The organism is Caballeronia grimmiae (assembly GCF_022879615.1).
GTDB classification, from domain to species: domain Bacteria; phylum Pseudomonadota; class Gammaproteobacteria; order Burkholderiales; family Burkholderiaceae; genus Caballeronia; species Caballeronia grimmiae.
In genome coordinates, this window is record NZ_CP084272.1 from 1,028,179 (window position 1) to 1,047,137 (window position 18,959).

Genomic DNA, 18,959 nt, shown 5'->3' on the forward strand with positions numbered 1-18,959 from the left:
TTATCGAATCGTTTCATGGTGAGCCAGAAAGACCATTCACGATAGCAAAACATTTTTATTGTTCGCATTCACCTGAATGTATGGACCGCTGAAACGGCTGCTTTATTGCACCGGTAATACGGAGTAAGCGTTACTTACACATTCTCACGGCAGCGCCCACTGCCAGCACGTAGAGTGGCACCGGGTCGTTATCGGCGTTGCAAGCCGGGCCGCGATCAGCAACTCAGCTATCGAGGAAAGTGTTTGATGAAAAAGAATCGAATTATCGCGGCGCTTTTGTGCGCAACCTTAGGTCTCGGTGCGAGCGCGACTTTCGCGCAGCCGTCGCATGATGGACCGGATCGTGGCAGCGATCATGGCAATGACCACGGCGACGCTCATCGTCCCGATCACGCACCCGGACGCGCACCGGTGATGGTCGGCCACGATGCGCCGCGCCCGCACGAGCATGCGGACCACGATCGCGGGCATCCCGACTGGCGCAAGGGCGACCGTCTGTCGGCGGATTATCGCAATCGCCAGTATGTCGTCGATGACTGGCACGGCCACGGCCTGCATCAACCGCCGCGCGGATATCAGTGGGTCGGCGTAGGCGCGGATTATCTGCTCGTGGCGGTCGGCACCGGCCTGATCGCGCAGGTGGTGTTGTCGCAGTAAGCGGCGAGACCGAATGGCGCGGTGCGTTAGGCCGGCATCGCGCGACTGCCGGTCAGTCCTCGTCCGCGAACAGCGATGCCTGCGATGCGCGCGCCGATGCGCCGCTCGCGGGCCGGCTGGCGAGGAACGCATCGCGATCCTTGCCGGCGATCCACTGCGGTGCGCGACCGCGCCCGCTCCATGTTGCGCCGCTCGCCGGGTCGCGGTACTTGATGGCGACCTCGGACGCGGCAACCGGCGTCTCGGGCTTGCGGCCCAACAGTTCGTTTAGCGTGATGCCGTATTCGCGCATCTTCTCCACGATTTCAATTAGCGCGAGCCGCTCTTCTTTGCGCCGTGCTTCGGCAAGTTCCTTTTCGAGCGATTCTCTTTGCGCCATTAACTCGGCGACTTGCGGACTTCTGTACGTCATGTTCGTATCGGGCGTCGGGTAAGCGATGTCAGCGCCCGCGCATGGCGGGGCGAAAGTTTCGATGCAGGGAGCGCGTGAGTCGCGCGGCAAGGCGCGGCGTTGGAGGCCGCGAAAACCAGAGGTTAACACGAAGTGAGTTTGCGGGCAGAGCGGCGGGCGTGCTTGCCGGCAAACGAATGACTGTTCATTCGAGCCGCCCGCTCACGCTGTCTTTCTCACTTGCCCGCGTCCAGCGAACTTCGTCAGGGTTCCTTACCTGCTTCGGTTTCTCGGCTATCCGTGTGCGCCAAAGGCTGCAACAACGAGATCTTCCTCCGACGCAAGGCAATCGCAAGGGCGTATCAACACCATACAAGCCGTGACCTTCGCGACGACAAAAGCAAAAAGGCCAGCTTCCCCGTAAGGGAAGCTGGCCTCTTCATCCATCGAACGCCAAACGAGCCTTAAGCCGCCGCGTCCTTCAGCTTCTTGAGCGCACGCGCCTTGATACGCACGCTTGCCGGCTTGGCCGGGAACCAGCGCTCTTCACCGGTGAACGGGTCTTTGCCGAAACGCTTTTTCTTCGCCGGGACAGTTTGCGCCGAAATCTTCAACAGACCCGACAGCGTGAACTCGCCGGAACCCTTCTTGTGAACCGAGCCGAGGATGGTGTCTTCCAGCGCGACCAGCACGGCCTTGACCGCCTTGACGTCGACTTCGGCGCGATCCGCCAGATGCGCAGCGAGCGATGCCTTCGTGAAGGTGTCCTTGATCGGCGACAGCGCACCCGCGGTCTTCTTCACGGCGACGCTCTTGGTGGGTACTTTCTTCGCGGCAACCTTCGATGCTGCTTTCTTTGCCGGTGCAGCAGTCTTCACCGTGGCCTTCTTGGCCGTGGCTTTCTTGGCAGCGGTTTTTGCGGAAGTCGGCATGTTTCTCCTACCTGTTTTGGTCAGTGATATCGGAATACGTCAGCACCGATGCGTTCGTATCAACGCCGGATTCTACATAGCGCAGACGTGTTCGTGCGAGTCTTTTGCGTTTTTATATCGTTTTTTCAGGGGTTTTTCGTGGTGTAGCACTGACACACACGCCGCTCGTCACGCATCGCATCGCTTTCGATGCACTGCAATGCAGCTTATCCGTGACGCGATGCGCGACGCGCAATGTGCGCAATCAGCGGATAGTGATCGGATGCGATGCGCGCAAGCCGCGAGCGATGCACGTCCACTCGCATCAGCCGTTCGCCCGGATGCACCCAGATTCGATCGAGCGCGAAGAGCGGGTAGCGCGTCGGAAACGTGCGCAGAGCACGTGCGCGATGAAAGTGCGTGACGAGCCGCCGAAGCGTGCGGCCATAGACGAACCACTCGTTCAGATCGCCGAGCAGGATCACGGGGAGTGCGGGCGTATCGAAGCTCTGCAGCACCTGCTCGACTTGCGCGCGGCGTTCGCTCGATGCAAGCCCGAGATGTGTCGCGACGACGCGCCATAGTTCGCCGTTGCAGTCGATATCCGCATCGAGCGCTCCGCGCGGCTCGCGGCTTCGAAACGACAGATCGAGCGTGCGCACCGCGCGCACTGGATAACGCGTCAGCACCGCGTTGCCATAGCGGCGCTCCGGCGTATCGAGCGTCGGACCCGCAACCGCATGCAGACCCGTCATGCGTTGCAGGCCGTCGAGGACATCGGGATGACCGTTGCCGCCGAGCGGCACTTCCTGCAGCGCAAAGATATCCGCATCCATTTCCGCCAGCACGCCGGCGATGCGTTCCGGCGCGAACTTGCCGTCGATACCCACTGCGCCATGCACGTTGTACGTCGCGATGCGCAGTTCCTTCACGCGCGTCGCACTCATCGTTTCGATGTCGATTCCGGCTTCGTGCATCAACGTCATGAGCTGACCTCGTCGTGATTGCGCGACGACGCATCGTCGGCGGCGTGGGGGGCGGCGTTCGAGGCGCGGTCGCGCGGCATCACGCCGCGTTCGCGCAGGCGGCTCGCGCGTTGCGCTTCGTCGCTGGCGCGCGCCTTGTCGGCATCGCTCGGGGCGCCTTCCGCCACCTTCTCGTTGCGATCACCGCGACGTCCCAGGAAGCGCTGCAGCAGTATCGATACGCCGATCAGCACCACGCCGATGCCGATGAGCACGGCAAACGAGCCGACCGTCGGATGACGCAGCGAAGCGACCAGCTGATGCGCGAACGCGACCGTCAACAGAATGCCGGGGCCCATGCCGAGCAGCGTGCCGATGAGGAAATCGCGCATGCGAATGTGCGATGCGCCGGCAACCAGATTCACGATTGCAAACGGCGCAACGGGCAACAGGCGCAGGACGACGACCGCGACGATGCCGCGCTGCGCCACGCGTTCCGACAGCCGGTTCACGCGCGCCCCGGCGACCTTGCGCACCGCATCCCGGCCGAGCCACTGTCCGAGCATGTACGAAATGGAAGCGGCGATCATCGTGCCGGCGAAGGCATAGGCGCTGCCCCATCCCGCGCCGAACACGAGACCCGTCGTCGCGATCAGCAGCGTGATCGGCACGGAAATCACGGCGGCAGTGACATAGCAGCACAGGATGAGAAGCGGCGCGAGCGGCAGAGCGTCGATGCGCCGCGTCGCCTGGGTCAGCGACTTCAGGTTGATGTATTCGCCGAGCGGTGTCCAGTGCCATACGGCCGCCACCCCGACGACGAGAAGCGCAAGCACGCCGAGCAGCGCAAAGCGCCCGATGAGCGGCCGTGTCCTTTCCGCAGGGACGAACTGATCGACGAGTTCATCGGCGGCAATCGGCGTTTCAGGGTCGACGAGCGCCTCGGGCGGAATGAGCTGATCGAGCTCGCGCGACACTTCGGGATCGAGCGGCACCAGCGTGCGATGTTCGTCGCGGTCGCGTGAAAGCGCCTGAATCGCGGCGTTCAGGCCGCCACGCGCATCACGCTCGCGCACGATGTCCGCCACTTCGCAGCCGAGATGTTCGGCGAGCAGCGTGTCGCGCATCGTCGCGATGGCGCGTCGCAAACGCGCGTCCGCGCCGGCATCGATCGATATGTTGCACTCGCTGTCGAGCACCATCGAGCGATTGTTCAGATTCGCGGAACCGACCATCAGCAGTTCGTCATCGACGATCATCAGCTTGCTATGCACGTTGACAATCTCTTCGCCGAGATTGGGGACGGTCGGGCACATCAGCCGATAGCGGCCATGACGGTCCGCCTGCTTCAGGAGCTTGTGCAGACGCGCGCGCAGCACGCCCATCGTCACTTCCTGCAGCCAGCCGCTTTGATTGCGCGGCACGACGATCGCGAGATCGGGTCCGTCTTCGCGCTCGAGCGAATCCGAAAGCGCCGCGCCGATGGTCCCCGACGTGAAGTACTGATTCTCTATGTAGATGCTGCGGCGGGCGCGCGCAATCGCATCGAGATACTGCGTGCGGATCTGCTGCACGGCGGGACGGCCGAGATACGCAGGCTCCGTGAGTGAGATTGCGAGTTGCACGTCTTCGACATCGACGGCGCGCGAAGGCGGCCACGGATCGTTTTGCAGCGCCGCGCGATGCGCGCGGATCGCGAGGCGCCGGCCGCATGCGCGCGACCAGCGTTCGCGTGCAAGCTGGCCGATCTCGCGGGCGGCGTCGCCATCGAACATCGTGTGGACGTCATGGAACGGCTGATACTTCGCACCGTTCGCATCACGGCGATGCGGATCGTCGGGGTCATGCGACGGCGTGTCCCAGCGCGAGCGCGTGAGATCGAGACCGCCGACGAACGCGAGGCGGTCGTCGATCACGACGAGCTTCTGATGCTGCGAGCCGCCGAGCGGATGCTTGCCGTCCATCTGAAACGCGATGCGCCGATGCGTGCGCCAGCCCATCTTGTAGACCGGCAGCCATTCGCGTTCGAACGCGTAAAGCATCGCGAAATCCCACGCGAGAATATAGATGCGCAGGCGGCGCTTCTCCGCTGCGATCGCATGCAGGAAGTCGCCGAGCGCTTCCGGATAGCCATCGTTCGAGCCTTCCGGCGTGAGCTTCATGCGGCTGTCGATATCCCAGCCGAGGATGAACACCGTCCGCTCCGCACGCGTGATGGCCTCGCGCAGCACGCGAAAATAATCGGAACCGTCGATGAGCAGGCTGAAGCGATCCGCATGACGCACGCTCGCGCAGTTGCGTCCCGGCTCGAAGAAGGATTCGCCGCGTTTCTCTGCGGTTATTGCGTTCGCGCGAGCATCGCGCATCGGGGCGTCGTTCAAGCGTTCTCCGTGTGTGGGCCTGCATGCCGCAGCGCGCCGCGACATGTCCGTCAGGAGTTTGCAAGCAGCGTGCCCGTGCGCCGATGCGGGTTCTGCACGCGTCCGGCCATTGGGTTAGTCTCGTCAATCGAACACAACGTACAGCGACCAACGTTCAGAGGACACACCATGGAATATCGACATCTAGGCGCTTCGGGCTTCAAGGTGCCCGTGCTGAGCTTCGGCACCGGCACGTTCGGCGGCAAAGGCGAGTTCTTCCAGGCCTGGGGACAAACGGATGTAAGCGAAGCCCGCCAGCTCATCGACATCTGTCTCGATGCAGGCGTCACCATGTTCGACACCGCCGACATCTATTCGCGCGGCGCGTCGGAGTCCATTCTGGGCGAGGCGCTCAAGGGCCGGCGCGACAAGGCCATTATCTCGACGAAAGCCACCTTTCGTTTCGATTCGGACGAGCCTAACAGCGTCGGCTCATCGCGCTTTCATCTCATCAACGCCGTCAACGATGCGTTGAAGCGCCTGCAGACAGACTACATCGATCTCTTCCAGTTGCATGGCTTCGATGCGAAAACGCCCGTCGAAGAGACGCTGTCCACGCTCGACGATCTCGTGCGCGCGGGCAAGATCCGCTATACCGGGGTATCGAATTTCTCGGGATGGCATCTGCAGAAATCGCTCGACGTGGCGGATCGCTACGGCTATCCGCGATATGTCGCCAACCAAACGTATTACTCGCTGATTGGCCGCGACTACGAATGGGAACTGATGCCGCTCGGACTCGATCAGGGCGTCGGTGCTGTCGTATGGAGTCCGCTCGGATGGGGACGTCTCACGGGCAAGATCCGGCGCGGCCAGCCGCTGCCCGATTCGAGCCGCCTGCATAAAACTGCCGACATGGGGCCGCCGGTGCCCGACGAGCATCTTTATCGCGTGGTCGATGCGCTCGATGCGATCGCCGAGGAAACCGGCAAGACCGTGCCGCAGATCGCGTTGAACTGGCTGCTGCAGCGTCCGACTGTCGCCACCGTGCTGATCGGCGCGCGTAACGAGGAACAGTTGCGGCAGAACCTGGGCGCTGTCGGCTGGAACCTGACCACGGATCAGGTCAAAAGGCTCGATGAAGCGAGCAAGGTGCGGCCGGCGTATCCGTACTGGCATCAGGAAGGTTTCGCGGAGCGCAATCCTTTCCCGGTGTGATTCGCGGTGTGACTTGAGCCTCGTGCCGTACCGGACACCTCGTGTCGAGCTGTACCGGTACTGTACAGATGCGAGCGCTTAAACTGGCTGCAATCGATTCATCTGCGAGATGCGCCATGTCTTCCGATTTTCTCCACGCCCTGCCCGCCGCCGCGCTTTTCGTGCTCGTGACGAGCATCACGCCCGGCCCGAACAATACGATGCTGCTCGCGTCGGGCGTCAATTTCGGACTGAAGCGCACAGTGCCGCATGTGCTCGGCATCAGCGCGGGCGTCGCGGTGCTGATGCTCGCGGTCGGTTTTGGGCTCGCGCAAGCGTTCGATCGCTTGCCGTGGCTGTATTCCGTGCTCGAAACGGCGAGCGTGGTCTATCTGCTGTATCTCGCATGGAAGATTGGCACGTCGTCGTCGGTGCAGATGCGCGACGGCGAGCGCCGCCCGATGCGGTTTCACGAAGCCCTCGCGTTTCAATGGGTCAATCCCAAAGCGTGGATGATGGTGCTCACCGCCGCGACGACCATCCATCTGCACGCGAGCCTTTCGCTCAATGCCGCGTTGTTGGCGGTGATGTTCGTGCTGGTCGGGCTGCCGTGCATCGTCGCGTGGGCGGCGTTCGGGATGTCGCTGCGGCGTTTTCTCGCGCGTCCGCGCCTGCTCCGCGCATTCAACATCACGATGGCCGCGCTGCTCGTGCTGTCGCTCTATCCGATCGTTGCGCATTACTTTGAGTAACGTCGCGAGCGATCGTTATCCGATAAAGCACTTTGCCTCGCTGCCGGACCCGTGCATACTTGGCTTACGCGCCGGCCACGCAAAATATGCCGTTCCGCTTGCAAGAATGGGACGGCGGTTTGATCACCCATCCAGCGTTTTGTGCGTTGAACGCTGCCGTCATGAACGATCGCAACGTCCGCCGCCCCGGATGATCCTCCGAGGCGGTTTCAACGCCCGGCGTGTACATGCCTCGTTGTTCCCTGGTTCGCGCCGGTTTCGGCGCGGCCGTGAAATCTGTTCAAGGAGTACGCCATGTCTGGAGCCAACCGCCCGTCCGGTCCCGCCACGCGCAAATCCCTCGACCTAGCCGATCAGATCGAGCGCGATGAACTAAAGAGTCATCTGGATGCACAAAACAGCGTCGAGGACGACGAAGACGAGGACGACGAAACCGACTCCGATCGCACGCTAGGCCGTTAGCCCCACACCTTCTCCGCGCGTTCACGCAACGCGCATCCGACGCCGCAATTACCTTGTTTCCACGGGTCTGCGGCGTTTTTGCTTTGACCGGCGAGTACGCGATGCCCCGCTTGGGCACGCGCGTTGCTTTGACGCTCCGTACCGCGCCACCTTGAACAAAAGCGCGGCACGACCGATGAGCGAAGGCGGCGACGGTGTCCAGTCCGCATGCGAATCGAATCACCAACCGATCCCCGTGGGAGGCTTCATGCTCCGTTACGCTGTCATATTCTTCATCATTGCGCTCATCGCGGCCTTTTTCGGCTTCGGCGGGATCGCGACGGGCGCGGCGGAAATCGCCAAGATCCTGTTCTTCATCTTCATCGTGATCTTCCTTGCGACTTTGCTGCTCGGCGTATTCAGGCGATGACGCCGATAGCAACGCCAGTGCTGCATTGACTCACGCGCGGGCTTCGACGCCCGCGCGTTTTTTCATGGGCCTGCTGTTTAGCGAGCCTGAGACGCGGTATTAAGACGGAGCGTCTGACCGTGCTCGAGTACGGTGAACGCATCGGCGGGAAGGCCCGCGTTGCGCACGGCATCGGCAAGGCGACGCGGCGGTTCATCGAGCGGCTCATCGGTCAGTTCGAAGGCCCCCCAATGAATGCCGATGGCTCTTTTCGCGTGAATGTCCTCGAAGATGCGCACCCCTTCCTCCGGATTCACATGCTGCGCGTGCATGAACCAGCGAGGATCGTAAGCGCCGATCGGAATCAGCGCGAGGTCGAAGCCGCCGAAGCGGGCGCCGATATCGCGGAAATCGGGCGAGTATCCGGTATCGCCCGCGAAGAAGAAGGAATACGGACGCGCCGCGCCCTGCGGCGTCTTCACGACCCAACTGCCCCACAACGTTTCCGCGCGGTCGAACGGCGTGCGTGCCGACCAGTGCTGCGCCGGCGCGAACCAGATATCGAGTCCGGCGGCGTGCGTTTCATCGCCCCAGTCGAGTTCCTCGACGTTCGTCACGCCGATGCGCGCCATCCATGCTTTCACGCCCAGCGGCACGAGAAAGCGCGGCGGCCCGCCTGCTTGCCGGTTCAACGCTTCGATGCTCGGCTTGTCGAGATGATCGTAATGATTGTGCGAGATGAGCACGACGTCGATGTGCGGAAGCTCGCCCAGCGTCAGCGCGGGTGGCGTCTTGCGCTTCGGCCCCGCGAAAGAGAACGGCGACGCGCGCTCGGAAAAGACCGGATCGGTGAGAACGTTGACGCCGTCGATCTGCACGAGCGCACTCGCGTGACCGATCCACGTCAATGTATTGACGCTGCGATTCGCCTTCAGGAACGCGACATCGGGATGCGCCATCGGGAAGCGATAGCCGTTCGCCGGCGGCTTCGGCAGCCCTTGCGTGATGCGCTCCCACTGCCACTTCAGAAAAGATTCGCGAGGCAGATCCCCATAATTGTTTTCGAACCCCGCTGATGTGTGCCTCGCGTGATGCAGCGGTTGCGGCTGGTTCGCGGTCGGACGATGCGGTTCCTCACTGCGCGAGGAGCACCCCGCCAGCAAGGCGAGCGCGCAAATCGACATCCGTGGATATCGCAAAGGGAACTCGAACACACGAGCAATGCGTCGGCGCATAGGCGTTCGTTCATACGTAATGTAGAAATGGCGCCATGCGCGTACCGGCTCTGATTCGCCCGGCGTCCGCAGACACTCGCTAGTCAAGCGAGCCAGCAAGTTTCGAACCGTCGGCCCGCTTCTTGCAATAACCACGCGACGCCGTAAACCGGCGCATCGAACAGACAACGGCGGCGCGCGTCGGAGAAAAAGACGCAGCACGCCAGCATGGACCACGGGGGCCGTATGGGCAGCAGCTTGAGAAGTCACGCATCGCGCACGTTCAATCCGCAATTGCATTCGATGCACGCGATGCTCGTATCGCGCACCGCATCGCATGTCGCGAGCGCATTCACCTCGTACGGACGCGATCAAAGCCTCGCTGAAGGCATCGCGGATGTCGTCGCCCATTGCGGTCACGCGGGACTCGGCCTTTTTCTCGCTGCCGTCTGGCATTGGCTCGACGAGCGTCGATACTTCGACGCCGCCGATGCCGTGCAGCATTACATCGAAAGCGGCACGATGCCGACGCTCAAGCCGGAGCCGCGCATCGCGCGACGCCGCGATGCGCGTGTGTGACGCTCAGTGCGAATGCCGCGGATTGCCGCGCGTCTCGATGACCTTGAGATAGAGCGTCGCGGGTTCGAGGCAGCCGCCCGTCGATAGCTGACCCACCGTTTGTCGATACAGTTCCTGCCACGGCGTCTGCGCGACGGGCGCGGCGAACGCGGCCTCGTCGCGGCGGCTTTCGAGTTCGGCTTCGTCGAGCAGCACGTTGACCGAGCGCGCGTTCAGATCGACACGAATGCGGTCATTCGTGCGCAACAGCGCGAGGCCGCCGCCCACGGCCGCTTCCGGCGACATGTTCAGAATCGACGGGCTCGCCGACGTGCCGCTTTGCCGGCCATCGCCCATGCAGGGCAGCGAATCGACGCCGCGCTTGATCAGTTCCGCCGGCGGCGCCATGTTGACCACTTCCGCGCTGCCCGGATAACCCACGGTGCCGCAACCGCGAATCACGAGGATGCAATGCTCGTCGATCTCGAGCGCGGGATCGTTGATGCGGTCGTGGTAATCCTCGGGGCCATCGAACACGATCGCCCGCGCTTCGAACATGTTCTCGGCGCCCGGCTCGCTGAGATAGGTCTTGGTGAACGCTTCGCCGACAACCGACATCTTCATGATCGCGCTATCGAAGAAATTGCCCGACAGCACCATGAAGCCCGCACCGTGTTTCAGCGGGTCGTCCGCCGTGCGGATGACATCGCGATCGGCAGCGGGCGCTTCGTCGGCAATCTCGCCGATCGTGCGGCCGGAGACCGTGTGACAGTCGCGATGCAACAGGCCCGCGGCATCGAGCTGACGCAGCACGGCCGGGACCCCGCCCGCACGATGAAAGCTCTCGCCAAGATATTCGCCGGCCGGCATGCAATTGACGATGAGCGGGACCTGCTCGCCGTCCCGCTGCCAGTCTTCGAGACTCAGGTCGATGCCCATATGCCGCGCAATCGCGATTAGATGCGGCGGGCAGTTGGTCGACGCACCCAGCGCCGACGCTACGACGATCGCATTGCGGAACGCATCGCGCGTCATGATCTTCGACGGGCGCAAGTCCTCGCGCACCATGTCGACGATGCGCTTGCCGGTCGCGTACGCCATCTGCCCGCGCTCGCGATACGCAGCCGGAATGCTCGCGCACGTCGGCAAGGACATGCCGAGCGCTTCGGCGAGGCTGTTCATCGAGAGCGCGGTGCCCATCGTGTTGCAATGGCCGATCGACGGCGACGATGCCGTCGTCAGGCGCATGAAGCCTTCGTAATCGATATCGCCCGCCGCGAGCAGGTTGCGCGCATGCCAGATGACCGTGCCGGAGCCGACGCGCTTGCCTTCATGCCAGCCGTCGAGCATCGGACCGCCCGACAGCACGATCGCCGGCATGTCGACGGTAGCGGCGGCCATCAGACAGGCGGGCGTGGTCTTGTCACAGCCGGTCGTCAGGACGACGCCATCGAGCGGAAAGCCATGCAGTATCTCAACGAGGCCGAGATACGCGAGATTGCGGTCGAGCGCGGCGGTCGGGCGGCGGCTCTGTTCCGCAAGCGGATGCACGGGAAATTCCATGGGAATGCCGCCAGCGTCGCGGATTCCGGCTTTGGTGCGCGCGGCCAGCTCGATGTGATGGCGATTGCACGGCGCGAGATCGCTGCCCGTTTGCGCGATGCCGATGATCGGCCGGCCCGACTGCAGTTCTTCGCGCGTGAGTCCGTAGTTCATGAATCGCTCGACATAGAGCGCGGTCATGTCGGCATGCGAAGGATCATCGAACCATTCCTGGCTGCGCAGGCGGCGGGGTGTTTGCTGGGACATGTCTCTCTCCGTGGGGCGTTTTTGTGCGTTGTTACCGGTAACATCTCGTCGATATTAACTTGCAATGTTCGCGATTCCGTGGGCTTACGCGCTCTCGCGCGGGATCACGTGATAGTCGACGCGAATGCGCTTGCCAGCGCGTCTCACGACGCCCTGCTCGTAGGCTTCGAGTGCGGCCAGTAGCGCGGCGCCGGTGCGCGTGCCGATGCCATATGCGTCGACGGAGACCGTGGTGATCGATGGCGCGCAGCACGCGGCCACTTCGAAATTGCCGAAGCCAGCGACGGCGATATCGTCAGGCACCGAAAGCCCGCGCCGATGGCTTTCCATTATCGCGCCGAACGCGGACATGTCGCTCACGCACATCACGGCTTGCGTATCGGGCCATGCATCGAGGAGCGCGGCCATCGCGGGACCGCCGTGACTCATGGTGATCGGTGAATCGCCCAGACGGACGACGCGCCCTGCGTCGAGGCCACGCGCCTTCATCTCCATACGAAAGCCCTTCAAACGATCGAGGCCGCGCCGGTCCAGTTCGCTTGCGCCGCCAACGAAGCCGATGCGCTCGTGGCCACGCTCCGCAAGATAGCGCACCATCTCACGCGCAGCGTTGACGTTGGAAAAGCCGACGGCGGCATCGATCGGATCGGACGGGAAGTCCCACATCTCAACGACAGGCACCCCCGAGCGGCGCAAGAGTGTGCGCGTCGCGTCAGTGTGACGCGAGCCGGTCAGCGCGATGCAGCGCGGCTGATGGCGCAGCATCGAGCGCACGAGATTCTCTTCGCGGTCGAGGTGATAGTCGGTGTCACCGATCAGCAACTGCAGGCCGTGAGGCTCCAATGCGGCGGAGAGGCCGCGGACGGTATCGGAGAAATTCGAGCTTGCCAGCGACGGCACCAGCACCGCGACGAATTCCGAGCGCCCGGACGAGAGCGCGCCGGCGGCGGCATCCGCCACATAGCCGAGATCGTCGATCGCTTTTTGCACGCGCTCGCGCGTCGCAAGGGCGACGCTATGGCCGGCGAGCACGCGCGACACGGTCATCTTCGACACACCCGCGAGCCGCGCGACGTCCGACATGCGCGGTGGACCGATGGGAAGTTCATCAATAGTCGCCGACACGTTCCTCAGTCCACCCGTGCCCAGCCGTCCGCCCGCTGCTCCAGCGTCAGATGGAGTTTGGTTTCGCCCGCTTCGCGATCGGCGGCGACGAGATCAGCGAACGCGCGCTTGATATCGCGATCGTCTGCCCACGGAGCGACATTGTCGAGCTTGTAGGTATAAGTGACGTCTGTACGATGCACGTTAGGGTCGGGTTCCGTCCAGGCGACGACTTTGTCGAGCTTCACGCGTGCGTAGCAGAGCATCCATGCACGGTTATCGGGAGTCGCGTTGGGGTCACCGGCTTGCCTGACGGTTTCGACCGCGTACTTTTGACCCTCGCCCGTGAGGCTGTAGGAAACGGCGTTTCGCTGCGTGCTGGGAGTCGCGTTGCTCGGCGTGGTGGTCGAGCGAGCGATCAGGCCGCTCTTTTCGAGCGCAGCCAGCTGTTCGCGCAATGCAGCGGCAGAATATTCGTTGAGGTCGCGCGCTGAATAGGTCGACGGAAAAGTGAAAGGACCGCGCCCGCTGCGGTTAAGGCAGAGGAGCCCGCGGTTGGTTTTCATGTCGGCGGTGATCGCGTCGCCCAGGCTGGACTCGCTCGCATCGTTTTTCTTGCCACACGCCGTCGTCAACATCGCGACGCTAACGGCGGCAATTACCAGACTCATTCTCATAGGCGCTCCGATGGGGTCCTCGTCGCGCCATTTTACCGACAGATTTGCCTGGTTCCGCTCTTGCAGCGTTGGATCGCATGCAGAATGCGGCGCCCCAACGCAAAAACCCCACCTTTGCGGGGTGGGGTTTTTGTTTGCGGCATGAGGAGCCTGACGATTACCTACTTTCACACGGGCAATCCGCACTATCATCGGCGTGGAGTCGTTTCACGGTCCTGTTCGGGATGGGAAGGGGTGGTACCGACTCGCTATGGTCATCAGGCATGACTTGTTGTTGCGCGCCTTTTGGGGCGTACAACCAATCTGGGAAGAAGCAGTAATGAATTCGGGTGGTGATCGTTGCACAACGAAACACTGAGCCAGTGGCGTGCCCCCTGCGGGGGGTGCATTGAGTAAGTGCTGAAGCACTAACTCACTGCGAAACACACTGGTTATAGGATCAAGCCTTACGGGCAATTAGTATCAGTTAGCTCAATGCATTACTGCACTTACACACCTGACCTATCAACGTCCTGGTCTGGAACGACCCTTCAAGGGGCTCGAAGCCCCGGGGATATCTCATCTTAAGGCGAGTTTCCCGCTTAGATGCTTTCAGCGGTTATCTCTTCCGAACATAGCTACCCGGCGATGCCACTGGCGTGACAACCGGTACACCAGAGGTTCGTCCACTCCGGTCCTCTCGTACTAGGAGCAGCCCCCTTCAAATATCCAACGCCCACGGCAGATAGGGACCAAACTGTCTCACGACGTTTTAAACCCAGCTCACGTACCTCTTTAAATGGCGAACAGCCATACCCTTGGGACCGGCTACAGCCCCAGGATGAGATGAGCCGACATCGAGGTGCCAAACACCGCCGTCGATATGAACTCTTGGGCGGTATCAGCCTGTTATCCCCAGAGTACCTTTTATCCGTTGAGCGATGGCCCTTCCATACAGAACCACCGGATCACTATGACCTGCTTTCGCACCTGCTCGACTTGTCGGTCTCGCAGTTAAGCACGCTTATGCCATTGCACTATCAGCACGATTTCCGACCGTACCTAGCGTACCTTCGTACTCCTCCGTTACACTTTGGGAGGAGACCGCCCCAGTCAAACTGCCTACCATGCACTGTCCCCGATCCGGATCACGGACCAAGGTTAGAACCTCAAACAAACCAGGGTGGTATTTCAAGGACGGCTCCACGGAAACTGGCGTTCCCGCTTCATAGCCTCCCACCTATCCTACACAGATCGGTTCAAAGTCCAATGCAAAGCTACAGTAAAGGTTCATGGGGTCTTTCCGTCTAGCCGCGGGGAGATTGCATCATCACAAACACTTCAACTTCGCTGAGTCTCGGGAGGAGACAGTGTGGCCATCGTTACGCCATTCGTGCAGGTCGGAACTTACCCGACAAGGAATTTCGCTACCTTAGGACCGTTATAGTTACGGCCGCCGTTTACCGGGACTTCAATCAAGAGCTTGCACCCCATCATTTAATCTTCCGGCACCGGGCAGGCGTCACACCCTATACGTCCACTTTCGTGTTTGCAGAGTGCTGTGTTTTTATTAAACAGTCGCAGCCACCAGTTTATTGCAACCTCTTCACCCTCCTGGCGCAGGCCAGTCAAGCTACAGAGGCGTACCTTATCCCGAAGTTACGGTACCAATTTGCCGAGTTCCTTCTCCCGAGTTCTCTCAAGCGCCTTAGAATACTCATCTCGCCCACCTGTGTCGGTTTGCGGTACGGTCACTATTAGACTGAAGCTTAGAGGCTTTTCTTGGAACCACTTCCAATTGCTTCGCTTCCGAAGAAGCTCGCGCCACGCCCTTGAATTACGCACCCGGATTTGCCTAAGTGCCTTCTCCAACGCAGCGACCGGGACTTCCAACACCCGGACAACCTTCCGCGATCCGTCCCCCCATCGCATCTAACAATGGTGCAGGAATATTGACCTGCTTCCCATCAGCTACGCATTTCTGCCTCGCCTTAGGGGCCGACTCACCCTACGCCGATGAACGTTGCGTAGGAAACCTTGGGCTTACGGCGAGGGGGCTTTTCACCCCCTTTATCGCTACTCATGTCAGCATTCGCACTTCCGATACCTCCAGCACGCTTTTCAACGCACCTTCGCAGGCTTACGGAACGCTCTCCTACCACACGTACTTGCGTACGTATCCGCAGCTTCGGTGACTGGCTTGAGCCCCGTTACATCTTCCGCGCAGGACGACTCGATCAGTGAGCTATTACGCTTTCTTTAAAGGGTGGCTGCTTCTAAGCCAACCTCCTGACTGTTTTAGCCTTCCCACTTCGTTTCCCACTTAGCCAATCTTTGGGACCTTAGCTGGCGGTCTGGGTTGTTTCCCTCTTGACACCGGACGTTAGCACCCGATGTCTGTCTCCCGTGATTGCACTCTTCGGTATTCGGAGTTTGCTATGGCGTAGTAATCCGCAATGGACCCCACAACCATGACAGTGCTCTACCCCCGAAGGTGATACACGAGGCACTACCTAAATAGTTTTCGGAGAGAACCAGCTATTTCCAAGTTTGTTTAGCCTTTCACCCCTATCCACAGCTCATCCCCTAACTTTTCAACGTTAGTGGGTTCGGTCCTCCAGTACGTGTTACCGCACCTTCAACCTGGCCATGGATAGATCACTTGGTTTCGGGTCTACGCCCAGCAACTGATCGCCCTATTCGGACTCGCTTTCGCTACGCCTGCCTTAATCAGTTAAGCTCGCTACTGAACGTAAGTCGCTGACCCATTATACAAAAGGTACGCCGTCACCCCTTGCGAGGCTCCGACTGTTTGTATGCATGCGGTTTCAGGATCTATTTCACTCCCCTCCCGGGGTTCTTTTCGCCTTTCCCTCACGGTACTGGTTCACTATCGGTCGATCACGAGTATTTAGCCTTGGAGGATGGTCCCCCCATCTTCAGACAGGATTTCACGTGTCCCGCCCTACTTGTCGTACCCCTAGTTCTTCCACGCTGCTTTCGCTTACAGGGCTATCACCTGCTATGGCCGCACTTTCCAGAGCGTTCAGCTAACAATGCAGATAAAGAGTACAGGCTCTTCCCATTTCGCTCGCCACTACTTTGGGAATCTCGGTTGATTTCTTTTCCTGCGGTTACTTAGATGTTTCAGTTCACCGCGTTCGCTTCTCGTGACCTATGTATTCAGTCACGGATGACCCATACGGGCCGGGTTTCCCCATTCGGACATCTCCGGATCAAAGCTTGTTTGCCAGCTCCCCGGAGCTTTTCGCAGGCTACCGCGTCCTTCATCGCCTGTGATCGCCAAGGCATCCACCACATGCACTTGTTCGCTTGACCCTATAACGAGTGTGTCTCTCTCGAGCGCACCCGCCATAGGCTGAGTATTCGCGTTGTGCCGTATTCCAAGTCATCATTAAGATCACTTTTCATACTTGATACAATCACTACCCTGAGTACCTACTCACGCCCATCTCTAAGCGCTTTCGCTACTCTCTTTACTACTTCTTCCAGATTGTTAAAGAACGTTTAGCCGACAAGCGTAATTCACTACTTGCGACATCAACTGGCTATAGTCGCCAATGCGCAGCACTCATCCGAGCGCTGTGCATTGAGGACTTGGTGGAGGATGACGGGATCGAACCGACGACCCCCTGCTTGCAAAGCAGGTGCTCTCCCAGCTGAGCTAATCCCCCGTGTGCAGGGCCTGTTCAACCCGTCTCGACCGTTGGTGGGTCTGGTTGGATTCGAACCAACGACCCCCGCCTTATCAAGACGGTGCTCTAACCGACTGAGCTACAGACCCTTAGCCTGTCTTTCTGACAGCCGATAAGCGTGAGCGCTTAACTTAGTGTGCGAAGCTCGAGAAAGGAGGTGATCCAGCCGCACCTTCCGATACGGCTACCTTGTTACGACTTCACCCCAGTCATGAATCCCACCGTGGTAAGCGCCCTCCTTGCGGTTAGGCTACCTACTTCTGGTGAAACCCACTCCCATGGTGTGACGGGCGGTGTGTACAAGACCCGGGAACGTATTCACCGCGGCATGCTGATCCGCGATTACTAGCGATTCCAGCTTCACGCAGTCGAGTTGCAGACTGCGATCCGGACTACGATCGGTTTTCTGGGATTGGCTCCACCTCGCGGCTTGGCAACCCTCTGTTCCGACCATTGTATGACGTGTGAAGCCCTACCCATAAGGGCCATGAGGACTTGACGTCATCCCCACCTTCCTCCGGTTTGTCACCGGCAGTCTCCTTAGAGTGCTCTTGCGTAGCAACTAAGGACAAGGGTTGCGCTCGTTGCGGGACTTAACCCAACATCTCACGACACGAGCTGACGACAGCCATGCAGCACCTGTGCGCCGGTTCTCTTTCGAGCACTCCCGCCTCTCAGCAGGATTCCGACCATGTCAAGGGTAGGTAAGGTTTTTCGCGTTGCATCGAATTAATCCACATCATCCACCGCTTGTGCGGGTCCCCGTCAATTCCTTTGAGTTTTAATCTTGCGACCGTACTCCCCAGGCGGTCAACTTCACGCGTTAGCTACGTTACTAAGGAAATGAATCCCCAACAACTAGTTGACATCGTTTAGGGCGTGGACTACCAGGGTATCTAATCCTGTTTGCTCCCCACGCTTTCGTGCATGAGCGTCAGTGTTGGCCCAGGGGGCTGCCTTCGCCATCGGTATTCCTCCACATCTCTACGCATTTCACTGCTACACGTGGAATTCTACCCCCCTCTGCCACACTCAAAGCCTGCCAGTCACCAATGCAGTTCCCAGGTTAAGCCCGGGGATTTCACATCGGTCTTAACAGACCGCCTGCGCACGCTTTACGCCCAGTAATTCCGATTAACGCTCGCACCCTACGTATTACCGCGGCTGCTGGCACGTAGTTAGCCGGTGCTTATTCTTCCGGTACCGTCATCCTCCATCCATATTAGGGACGAAGTTTTCTTTCCGGACAAAAGTGCTTTACAACCCGAAGGCCTTCTTCACACACGCGGCATTGCTGGATCAGGGTTGCCCCCATTGTCCAAAATTCCCCACTGCTGCCTCCCGTAGGAGTCTGGGCCGTGTCTCAGTCCCAGTGTGGCTGGTCGTCCTCTCAGACCAGCTACAGATCGTCGCCTTGGTAGGCCTTTACCCCACCAACTAGCTAATCTGCCATCGGCCGCCCCTATAGCGCGAGGTCCGAAGATCCCCCGCTTTCCTCCGTAGATCGTATGCGGTATTAATCCGGCTTTCGCCGGGCTATCCCCCACTACAGGACACGTTCCGATGTATTACTCACCCGTTCGCCACTCGCCACCAGGGTTGCCCCCGTGCTGCCGTTCGACTTGCATGTGTAAGGCATGCCGCCAGCGTTCAATCTGAGCCAGGATCAAACTCTTCAGTTCAAACCTGTTACTGTTTTTCGGTTCCGTTAGAAACCGGTCGCTCACTCAACGTACTGACGATGATTGTTCATCCTAAGATGAAAAACCTTCCTCTTAATACTTCGTGTGAGACTCTTGATTACTTTTGCTATTGCCCC

The 18,959-nt window shown here is 60.3% G+C and carries 14 protein-coding genes, 2 tRNA genes and 3 rRNA genes; 6 read left to right on the forward strand and 13 right to left on the reverse strand.

Features of this window, described 5'->3' with window-relative positions; all coding sequences use genetic code 11:
- Positions 1-246 precede the first annotated feature (246 nt).
- Positions 247-657 (forward strand): RcnB family protein, encoded by a 411-nt coding sequence (locus LDZ21_RS18410; RefSeq protein ID WP_244795187.1) that lies wholly within the window; start codon positions 247-249, stop codon positions 655-657.
- Between the two features lie 52 nt (positions 658-709).
- On the opposite strand, the gene LDZ21_RS18415 is transcribed toward LDZ21_RS18410, so the two are convergent.
- The 4 genes from LDZ21_RS18415 to LDZ21_RS18430 all read right to left on the reverse strand — a co-directional run bounded on the left by LDZ21_RS18415 (position 710) and on the right by LDZ21_RS18430 (position 5,290).
- Complete coding sequence (locus LDZ21_RS18415) at positions 710-1,069, reverse strand: H-NS histone family protein (protein WP_035967565.1); 360 nt, start codon at positions 1,067-1,069, stop codon at positions 710-712.
- Positions 1,070-1,512: 443 nt separating this feature from the next.
- Positions 1,513-1,980 (reverse strand): HU family DNA-binding protein, encoded by a 468-nt coding sequence (locus LDZ21_RS18420; RefSeq protein ID WP_035967501.1) that lies wholly within the window; start codon positions 1,978-1,980, stop codon positions 1,513-1,515.
- 206 nt (positions 1,981-2,186) lie between these two features.
- Positions 2,187-2,945 (reverse strand): endonuclease/exonuclease/phosphatase family protein, encoded by a 759-nt coding sequence (locus tag LDZ21_RS18425; protein ID WP_244795188.1) that lies wholly within the window; start codon positions 2,943-2,945, stop codon positions 2,187-2,189.
- A complete protein-coding gene (locus tag LDZ21_RS18430) occupies positions 2,942-5,290 on the reverse strand; it encodes a VTT domain-containing protein (protein ID WP_244795901.1) in 2,349 nt (782 codons plus the stop codon). Before LDZ21_RS18430 ends, LDZ21_RS18425 begins: the two co-directional genes overlap by 4 nt.
- A 183-nt stretch (positions 5,291-5,473) precedes the next feature.
- Between LDZ21_RS18430 and LDZ21_RS18435 the strand changes: the two genes are divergently transcribed.
- The 4 genes from LDZ21_RS18435 to LDZ21_RS18450 all read left to right on the forward strand — a co-directional run bounded on the left by LDZ21_RS18435 (position 5,474) and on the right by LDZ21_RS18450 (position 8,104).
- On the forward strand, positions 5,474-6,502 hold the full coding sequence (locus LDZ21_RS18435; protein ID WP_244795189.1) for an aldo/keto reductase: 1,029 nt from the start codon (positions 5,474-5,476) through the stop codon (positions 6,500-6,502).
- Between the two features lie 116 nt (positions 6,503-6,618).
- On the forward strand, positions 6,619-7,233 hold the full coding sequence (locus LDZ21_RS18440) for a LysE family translocator (RefSeq protein ID WP_244795190.1): 615 nt from the start codon (positions 6,619-6,621) through the stop codon (positions 7,231-7,233).
- Positions 7,234-7,527: 294 nt separating this feature from the next.
- Positions 7,528-7,695 (forward strand): hypothetical protein, encoded by a 168-nt coding sequence (locus LDZ21_RS18445; protein ID WP_160174740.1) that lies wholly within the window; start codon positions 7,528-7,530, stop codon positions 7,693-7,695.
- Positions 7,696-7,942: 247 nt separating this feature from the next.
- Positions 7,943-8,104 carry a DUF1328 domain-containing protein gene (locus LDZ21_RS18450; RefSeq protein ID WP_035967564.1) on the forward strand — a complete coding sequence of 54 codons (162 nt, stop codon included), beginning with the start codon at positions 7,943-7,945 and terminating at the stop codon, positions 8,102-8,104.
- Positions 8,105-8,181: 77 nt separating this feature from the next.
- Here LDZ21_RS18450 and LDZ21_RS18455 read toward each other — a convergent pair whose 3' ends face one another.
- Positions 8,182-9,318 (reverse strand): MBL fold metallo-hydrolase, encoded by a 1,137-nt coding sequence (locus tag LDZ21_RS18455; RefSeq protein WP_244795191.1) that lies wholly within the window; start codon positions 9,316-9,318, stop codon positions 8,182-8,184.
- Between the two features lie 237 nt (positions 9,319-9,555).
- Here LDZ21_RS18455 and LDZ21_RS18460 point away from each other — a divergent pair, with 237 nt between their 5' ends.
- Positions 9,556-9,876: a hypothetical protein gene (locus LDZ21_RS18460; protein ID WP_244795192.1), complete on the forward strand. Its 321-nt coding sequence runs from the start codon at positions 9,556-9,558 to the stop codon at positions 9,874-9,876.
- Positions 9,877-9,879: 3 nt separating this feature from the next.
- Here the strand turns inward: LDZ21_RS18460 and LDZ21_RS18465 are convergent, their stop codons facing one another.
- The 8 genes from LDZ21_RS18465 to LDZ21_RS18500 form a co-directional block, all read right to left on the reverse strand.
- Positions 9,880-11,664, reverse strand: a complete 1,785-nt coding sequence (locus LDZ21_RS18465) for an IlvD/Edd family dehydratase (RefSeq protein ID WP_244795193.1) — start codon at positions 11,662-11,664, stop codon at positions 9,880-9,882.
- 84 nt (positions 11,665-11,748) lie between these two features.
- Positions 11,749-12,747, reverse strand: coding sequence for a LacI family DNA-binding transcriptional regulator (locus tag LDZ21_RS18470; RefSeq protein WP_035967492.1), 999 nt, complete (start codon positions 12,745-12,747; stop codon positions 11,749-11,751).
- Positions 12,748-12,794: 47 nt separating this feature from the next.
- Positions 12,795-13,439, reverse strand: a complete 645-nt coding sequence (locus tag LDZ21_RS18475; protein ID WP_244795194.1) for an SEN1982 family lipoprotein — start codon at positions 13,437-13,439, stop codon at positions 12,795-12,797.
- 154 nt (positions 13,440-13,593) lie between these two features.
- Positions 13,594-13,707: ribosomal RNA gene (gene rrf / locus LDZ21_RS18480) — 5S ribosomal RNA — on the reverse strand.
- 173 nt (positions 13,708-13,880) lie between these two features.
- Positions 13,881-16,763 (reverse strand): 23S ribosomal RNA (locus LDZ21_RS18485).
- Between the two features lie 280 nt (positions 16,764-17,043).
- Positions 17,044-17,119: transfer RNA gene (locus tag LDZ21_RS18490), tRNA-Ala, on the reverse strand.
- A 33-nt stretch (positions 17,120-17,152) separates the two neighbouring features.
- Positions 17,153-17,229, reverse strand: a tRNA-Ile gene (locus tag LDZ21_RS18495).
- A 61-nt stretch (positions 17,230-17,290) separates the two neighbouring features.
- Positions 17,291-18,822, reverse strand: a 16S ribosomal RNA gene (locus LDZ21_RS18500).
- The 16S, 23S and 5S rRNA genes sit together here with 2 tRNA genes alongside, the layout of an rRNA operon.
- Positions 18,823-18,959: the final 137 nt, after the last annotated feature.